Annotated in this window: 7 protein-coding genes; all 7 read left to right on the forward strand. The window is 61.7% G+C overall.

The window, feature by feature from the left end; translation table 11 throughout:
* The first annotated feature begins 849 nt into the window (after positions 1-849).
* On the forward strand, positions 850-1,158 hold the full coding sequence (locus ACWI6D_RS08970) for a hypothetical protein (protein ID WP_302936859.1): 309 nt from the start codon (positions 850-852) through the stop codon (positions 1,156-1,158).
* Between the two features lie 352 nt (positions 1,159-1,510).
* Positions 1,511-2,668 carry a 5-bromo-4-chloroindolyl phosphate hydrolysis family protein gene (locus tag ACWI6D_RS08975; RefSeq protein ID WP_449134432.1) on the forward strand — a complete coding sequence of 386 codons (1,158 nt, stop codon included), beginning with the start codon at positions 1,511-1,513 and terminating at the stop codon, positions 2,666-2,668.
* Between the two features lie 303 nt (positions 2,669-2,971).
* Entirely contained in the window at positions 2,972-4,138 is a 1,167-nt protein-coding gene (locus tag ACWI6D_RS08980) for a toxic anion resistance protein (RefSeq protein WP_302936862.1), read from the forward strand.
* A gap of 32 nt (positions 4,139-4,170) precedes the next feature.
* The gene (locus ACWI6D_RS08985) at positions 4,171-4,797 is read left to right on the forward strand and encodes a fluoride efflux transporter FluC (protein ID WP_449134433.1); all 627 of its coding nucleotides are present in this window, start codon (positions 4,171-4,173) and stop codon (positions 4,795-4,797) included.
* Positions 4,794-5,168, forward strand: a complete 375-nt coding sequence (locus tag ACWI6D_RS08990; RefSeq protein WP_449134434.1) for a fluoride efflux transporter FluC — start codon at positions 4,794-4,796, stop codon at positions 5,166-5,168. Before ACWI6D_RS08985 ends, ACWI6D_RS08990 begins: the two co-directional genes overlap by 4 nt.
* 96 nt (positions 5,169-5,264) lie before the next feature.
* The gene (locus ACWI6D_RS08995; protein ID WP_449134435.1) at positions 5,265-6,188 is read left to right on the forward strand and encodes a LysR family transcriptional regulator; all 924 of its coding nucleotides are present in this window, start codon (positions 5,265-5,267) and stop codon (positions 6,186-6,188) included.
* Between the two features lie 111 nt (positions 6,189-6,299).
* Positions 6,300-7,072 (forward strand): 5-methyltetrahydropteroyltriglutamate--homocysteine S-methyltransferase (locus ACWI6D_RS09000; RefSeq protein ID WP_449134436.1); only part of this gene is annotated, 773 nt, incomplete at its 3' end.

A 7,072-nucleotide genomic window follows, 5' to 3' on the forward strand; every position in this document is an offset into this window, starting at 1 on the left:
GGGCTCAAAGTAGGTAGGCCCTGCCTGCGCTGGCTTCACTGGCTATTGTGATCGTCTCTTGTCCAGTATCCGGTTCTCAAGGTTCCCGCCTGCGGGGCCTCCCCCGCGGCTTTCCGCCTTCGCGCTTTCGCGCTTGGCGCAAGATTGAATAATACGCGCCTCCCTGCCCCGATGCAAGGACTATTTTCTGTTGGGCGGTTTCTCCACGTTTCATACACATTTGGGTTTTGGGGCGCGCGGCGCGTTCGGGGGGTCGCCTCCTGCGGGTGGCGCCCCGGGGGGCGGCCGCCCTCGCCGAGACCGCTTGGCCTTTCGCTCTTTGCTAATGGCGCGCGCCGAGACGTCACGGCCGCGCTTTTCGAGGTCGGGGACTAACGGGGATGGGGTGCTTAATCGAGAGCTGCAAGCCGGACAGCCTTTTCGGTAGGCAAGACAAGCAAACGGGCAAAGGCCAATGCGAGATGTCTGCGGAAGGAACGGACGCACATTTCTCCCCCGCCGGATTCCTGCACATTTTTCTATTTATATGAAGCCTACCTAAATGTATGCGGTACCGGGTCCGCTTTGATGTCGACGATCGGCCAAGGCAATGATTCGGCCCCATCCCGATATGGGCAACTAAATTAAGATGTTTGCATATATATGTTTGAGTAAAATGCCAAATCCTTTTTCTATATAGGTCAATATGGATGCAGCTTGCATCGGCGGCGCCCTGTACTTCATTTCTTACGCACGCCGTACGCGGTTTTTACATTGGGGGATTACGTTGAACGTGAGCATGAAGAGGCGTTTCGCTTGGGGTCGCTTGGCGGGCTTGCGAAGCGCGAAGGTGCGCTGAAAGGGGCTGTTATGGGACGTTTGCAGATGCATTTTGCGTGGTACATGGCATCGTACACGGTGCTTATGCTGGTCAGTTACGCTCTGTGGATTGCCGCGGGGTCACCTGCCGGGCCGCTTGGAGTTGGTACGGTTGCGGGCGCTTTGCAGGCTGTATCGGACTTCCTGGTGAATTTCGCTGTGGTTGCCTATCCTTTATATGCTGCGATTCGCTTCATTATCAAGCGGCTGTCGCGTCCGATGGGCACGCGCTTGCGTCCGGTGAAGGGCGAGACAAAACGCGAAGTTGCTGTGAAAGCTGCTTCTTCCCTTTCGTTGTAGTCTCGTGAAAGCAAGTAGGTAGTCTTTATATAGGCGTAGATGCGGTCGATCGCGGTTCTGGTTGGAATAGCGATCGACCGCTTTGTTGTTTACGCTGCCACTTGCAGTCCCGGGTAGGCACCGCAGACGAGCGCGTTTTCGCTTTGCGCGGCCGCTTGCAGCCCCAGGCGGGCATCGCGGGCGGGCGCGCTTTTCTGCGCGGGAAGCCTGCGAGCAAACCGTTTCCATATTGATACGAAACGCGCGGCATATCACCGCAGCCTGTTTGATAGGCGCGCCTTGCCGATTGCGGTAAAATCACAGAAACGGATTTCCAGCTCGGCCAAGCGCAGCGCTTGCCGGAGAGGCGACCATGGCTTCCTCAAACAACATTGCAGACCAAATTGCCAACGCGGTGCAAAACGCCGTGAACTCGAAGGATTTCAGCAACCTACAATCCTCCATCGAGCGCAGCATCGACGTTGCCGCGCAAAGCATCGGGAAAGGCATCGCGCAGGCATCCGACGGGTTTCGCCGCGGCCAGGAGCAGTACGCGGCCATTCAACAGCGCAAACGCCAGGAAGAGCAGATGAACGCCCTGTACGCCAAGCCTTCGTCGGAGCGCGGGGCGGGCGTGGCGCTGGTGGCAACGGGCTGCGCGCTGGCCGTTCCGCTGCTTGCGTGCGGCGGGTTGCTGCTGCTGGTGAACTGGGGCGCCGCGGCCACGTCGCTGGTGGTGGGCGCCGCCTGCGCCGTCATGGCCGCCGTGGGCGGGCGCAAGCTGCAGCTGGCGAAGCGCTTCGAGCGGTATCGCGACGTCATCGGCCTGCGCGACCGCTGCAGCATCGAAGAGCTGGCCGCGGCATGCGCCGACACGACGGACAACGTGCGCAAGAACGTGAAGAAGATGCTGGCGAAAGGCCTGTTCAGGCAAGCGGCGCTTGACAACAGCGAAACCATGCTGCTTATGACGCCGGGCGCTTACCAACAGTACGAAAGCCAACGCGCCGAGGCGCTGCGCCAGCAGCATCAACGCGACTTGGCGGAATCGGCGCGCGCAGCGGAGCCGAAAGCCGAGCCCACGGCGCAGCAGCGCCAGATTCTCGAGCGCGGCGAAGGGTTCATCGCGCAGATTCGCGAGAGCAACCAGGCCATCCCCGGCGAAGACGTTTCGCGCACGCTTGACCAGATCGAGCACGTTGTTCGCGCCATTTTGGATTGCGCTGCCGAAAACCCCGAGGTCATCGGCGACCTAGACCGCCTGATGGACTACTATCTGCCCACAACGGTGAAGCTGCTTGACGCGTACCGCGAGCTTGACGGGCAGCCCATCCAAAGTAGCAGCATCCAGCAGTCCAAACGCGAGATCGAAGGAGCGCTTGGCAGCCTGAACGCCGCATTCGAGAAGCTGCTTGACTCGCTGTTCCGCGACATGGCCATAGACGTGTCGTCCGACATTTCGGTGCTGCACACCGTGCTGGCGCAAGAAGGCCTGGTGGACGGGCCGTTCGACAGCGCCAAACGCAGCTGAGCGTCGGGGCGGCGCCGTTTGATGTCGCGTGAGGTTTGAAGCGTTGCGGAACTCTGCCTCGCCTGCGAAATCGGCTGCTCGTCGCAGCGTGAATGACCTTGGGTTTTACGGTTCGGGTTTCTGGCTTGAACCGCGGGATGGGAATTCGGATTCCAAGCCTGCTTGGGACGCATCGGCTTGATGAGGAGCTTGAACAGTCGAGAGGGACCGAAGCATGAACGGTAACGACATCGGCTTCGCCGATGAAATGATGATTTAAAACGAGACACCGATCACGATGGAGTCACGACGAAAGGAAACGCTATGACAAACGCCAACGACCAGCAAGTAAAACCCCAGCTCACCTTGACGCCTTCGCTTGACGACGCGCCGGTGCCCGAACTGGTTGCGCAGCCCGCCGCAACCGTCCCGGCCGCCCCCGAGCAGGCAACGCCGCAACTTGACGACAGCATGCTGACCGACGAGGAAAAGCAGATGGTCGACTCGTTCGCCCAGCAAATCGACGTGCGCGACTCCGCCATGGTGCTGCAATACGGCGCGGGCGCGCAGAAAAAAATGGCCGATTTCTCGGAAACGGCGCTTTCGGGCGTGCGCACGAAAGACCTTGGCGAAGTGGGCGGGCTTATCACCGACGTGGTCACCGAGCTGCGCAGCTTCGACGCCACCGAGGAGAAGGGCCTGTTCGGTTTCTTCAAGAAGGGCGCCAGCAAAGTGGACGCGCTGCGCACGCGCTACGACAAGGCCGAAGCGAACGTCAACAAGATTGTCGAGGCGCTGAAGGGCCATCAGATGACGCTGATGAAGGACGCCGCCACGCTTGACAAGATGTACGAGCTGAACCTGACGTACTTCAAAGAGCTGACCATGTACCTGCTGGCCGGCAAGAAGAAGCTTGCCGAGGTGCGCAGCGTTGACCTGGCAAAACTGACGGAGCAGGCGCGCATATCCGGGCGCGCCGAAGACGCGCAGGCCGCGCAAGACCTTGAGGCCATGTGCACGCGCTTCGAGAAAAAGCTGGGCGATTTGGACCTGACGCGCACCATCGCCATGCAAACCGCCCCGCAGATCCGCCTGGTGCAGAACAACGAGATCGTGCTGGTGGAGAAAATCCAGACCACCATCGTGAACACCATCCCGCTATGGAAAAGCCAGATGGTGCTGGCGCTGGGCATCGCGAACTCCGCCGAGGCCGCCCGCGCGCAGAACGCCGTCACGAACATGACGAACGACCTGCTGAAGAAGAACGCCGAGATGCTGCACACCTCCACCGTGGACATCGCGCGCGAGTCCGAACGCGGCATCGTGGACATCGAAACGCTGAAGAACACGAACGAGACGCTTATCAAGACGTTCGACGAGGTTATGCAGATTCAGGCGGAAGGCCGCCAGAAGCGCGCCGAGGCCGAAGCCGAGATGCGCCGCATGGAAGCCGACCTGAAGCAGAAGATGTTGGAGATTCCCCGCGTGTAGCGTCGTTGTCATTTCAACCGGAAGAAGGCATGGTGCACGGGAGCATTGCAGACTCCGTGGAGCACGCGTTGCGCAACCCGCGGTCGTTAACGCCACTGGTGCTGCTGATGGGCTTTTTGGGCGCTACGCTGCGCTATGCGCTGGAAGCGGCGCTGCCGGCGGGCGGCGGGTTTCCCGTGGCCACGCTTTCCGTGAACATCTTCGGCTGCTTCACGCTTGAGATTATCAACCAGTACGTGGCGCGGCGCACGAAGCTGCCCGCGCCGCTGGTGAAGTCGATGGGCGTGGGGCTGATTGGCGCGTTCACCACCATCGCCGCGCTTTCGACCGAGAACCTGGCGTTTTTGCAGAGCGGGCGCTATGGGATGTTCGCCGCGTATCTGGGAATCACCGTTGCCACCACGTTCGGGGCCGCGCTGGCGGGAAAGGCGGTTGCCGACAAGCTTGCAAAGCGGCACGAAAGGGGCGGAGCGCCGGGGCGCCATGATTGCTGCGAGACGGAAATCGGGGCCGATTCCCGCTGTCTTTCTTGCGACCGCAAACAAGACGCTGTAGGGGTGAACGCGCCAGAGACCTCGGTGGCGAAGCGGGATGGTGGCCGAACGCGGAGCGGAGGGCCCGAGCACGGGCGCGGGGAAAGCGTAGGCGATGCACGATGAGCCTGACGACGTTTCTGCTGGTGGGGCTTGGCGGTGCTTGCGGGGCGCTGTGCCGGCACAAGGCGCTGACGTTTTTGAAGCCGAAAGCCGCCGGGCCGTTCCCGTGGCCAACGCTGCTGGTGAACCTGGTTTCCTGTACCATCGCCGGCGCGGCGCTTGCGGGGTGCCTTGCCATGGGGCAGATGGCGTATACCACGCTGACCATGGGTTTTCTTGGCGGGTTCTCCACGCTTTCCACCATGAACTGCGAGGCCGTTGACCTGGCGGGCGAAGGGCGGCGCGGCGTGGCGGCAGCCTACGTTGCCGCCACGTACGCGTTGACGCTTGGGGCGGCGGGCGCAGGGTTCGCAGGCGTATCCGCATTATTGTAGGGGCGGCGTCGGAGTTCGCGGGCGGGCCGCCTCGATCCTGCTTCTTGCGCCGAAAGGGCGGTTGCTGGAGCAGGGCCGGCTGGTAGAATGGCGGCTATGAAACTGCAGCAATTGAAATACGTCATCCAGGTTGCCGAGTCGGGGTCGCTGACTGCGGCGGCCGAGCGGCTGTTCATCGCGCAGCCCAGCTTGTCGAAGGCCGTATCCGAACTGGAGCGCGAGATGGACATCACCATTTTCACACGGTCGCGCACTGGCGTGGTGCCCACCGAGGAGGGCATGCGCTTTTTATCGCACGCGCGGCAGGTGGTGGAGCAGGCCGAGCTTTTGGAAAGCGAGTACAAGGGCACGGACCGGCCGCGACGCGTGTTCGGCATCTCCACGCAGCATTACGCGTTCGTGGTGAACGCGTTCGTGCCGTTGGTGCGCGAATTCGACCAGAACCGCTACGAGTTTTCGCTGCGTGAAACATCCACGGCCGGCATCATCGACGACGTGCGCGTGCAGCGCAGCGAGCTGGGCGTGCTGTACCGCTGCGATTTCAACGGCAGCGTCATCGCGAACGCCGTGAAGTCAGCCGACCTGCATTTCGAGCCGCTGTTTTGCGCCTCGCCGCACGTGTTCGTCAGCCGCGACAACCCGCTGGCGGCGCGCCCAAGCGTGACGCTTGCCGACTTGGCGCCGTACCCGCGACTGAGCTACGACCAGGGCATTCGCAATTCGCTGTACTTCGCCGAAGAGTTGCACATTGCCGAAGCGGTAGACAAAAGCATTGTGGTGACCGATCGCGCCACGCTGTTCAACCTGGTCATCGGCCTGAACGGGTACACCATCTCAAGCGGCATCCTGTCCGAGGATTTGAACGGCAGCCAAATCGTATCCATTCCGCTTGAAAGCAGCGAGCACATGGAGCTGGGGTACGTGAAGCGCGCCGACCGGCCGCTATCGTCGATTGCCGAGCGCTACCTGCAGCTTTTGCGCGATTACGTGCGCGAATACCAAAGCGAGCAGGGCGTGTAAAAGATTTCCATAGCTTTTAGATATAGTTAATGCTAACGAACGGATAGTTTTCTATCTTAGCCCAGTGTGACATCCTTGAGGTACGCAACATCGAACGAAAGGATGGCCTCCATGACCGCAACGAACCCTCCTTACAGCTATGACATCGTCGGCAGCTTCCTGCGCCCCGAGGCGCTGAAACAGGCGCGCGCCGATTTCGCCGCCGGCACCATCACGCGCGAGGCGCTGACCGCCGCCGAGAACAAGGCCATCACCGAGCTGGTGGAAAAGGAGAAGCAGGCGGGCCTGAAGGCCGTCACCGACGGCGAGTTCCGCCGCGCCATGTGGCACCTCGACTTCCTTGAGGCGCTTGAGAACGTGGAGCACATTGACGCCGACACGTGGTCGGTGGAGTTCAAGGGCCCCAAGCCCAAGGGCGCGCAGCTGGTGTTCCGCGGGAAAATCGCGTTCGGCGACCATCCGTTCCTGGCCCATTTCGACGCGCTGCGCGACATTGCCGGCGACTACCCCACGAAGCTGACCATCCCCGCCCCGTCGATGCTGCACCTGATCCCGTGCGTGCGCGGCAAGGCGACGTATCGCCCCACCGAGCGCTACCAGGACGAGCGCGTGCTGTTCGACGACATCGTGGAAGTGTACCGCGACGCCGTGCGCGCGTTCTACGACCGCGGTTGCCGCTACCTGCAGTTCGACGACACAAGCTGGGGCGAGTTCTGCGATGCGGCCAAGCGCGAGGCGTACGCCGCCGAGGGCATCGACGTTGACGAGGTTGCGCGCAACTATGTTGACGTGATCAACCGCATCCTTGAGGTGAAGCCCGCCGACATGACCATCACCACGCACATCTGCCGCGGCAACTTCCGCTCCACGTGGTTCTCTTCGGG

The organism is Senegalimassilia sp. (genome assembly GCF_977052095.1).

Coding starts and splice junctions, on each gene's coding strand:
- ACWI6D_RS08990 (WP_449134434.1), top strand. CDS start 4,794: ATGAGCCTGACGACGTTTCTGCTGGTGGGGCTTGGCGGTGCTTGCGGG.
- ACWI6D_RS08970 (WP_302936859.1), top strand. CDS start 850: ATGGGACGTTTGCAGATGCATTTTGCGTGGTACATGGCATCGTACACG.
- ACWI6D_RS08995 (WP_449134435.1), top strand. CDS start 5,265: ATGAAACTGCAGCAATTGAAATACGTCATCCAGGTTGCCGAGTCGGGG.
- ACWI6D_RS08980 (WP_302936862.1), top strand. CDS start 2,972: ATGACAAACGCCAACGACCAGCAAGTAAAACCCCAGCTCACCTTGACG.
- ACWI6D_RS08975 (WP_449134432.1), top strand. CDS start 1,511: ATGGCTTCCTCAAACAACATTGCAGACCAAATTGCCAACGCGGTGCAA.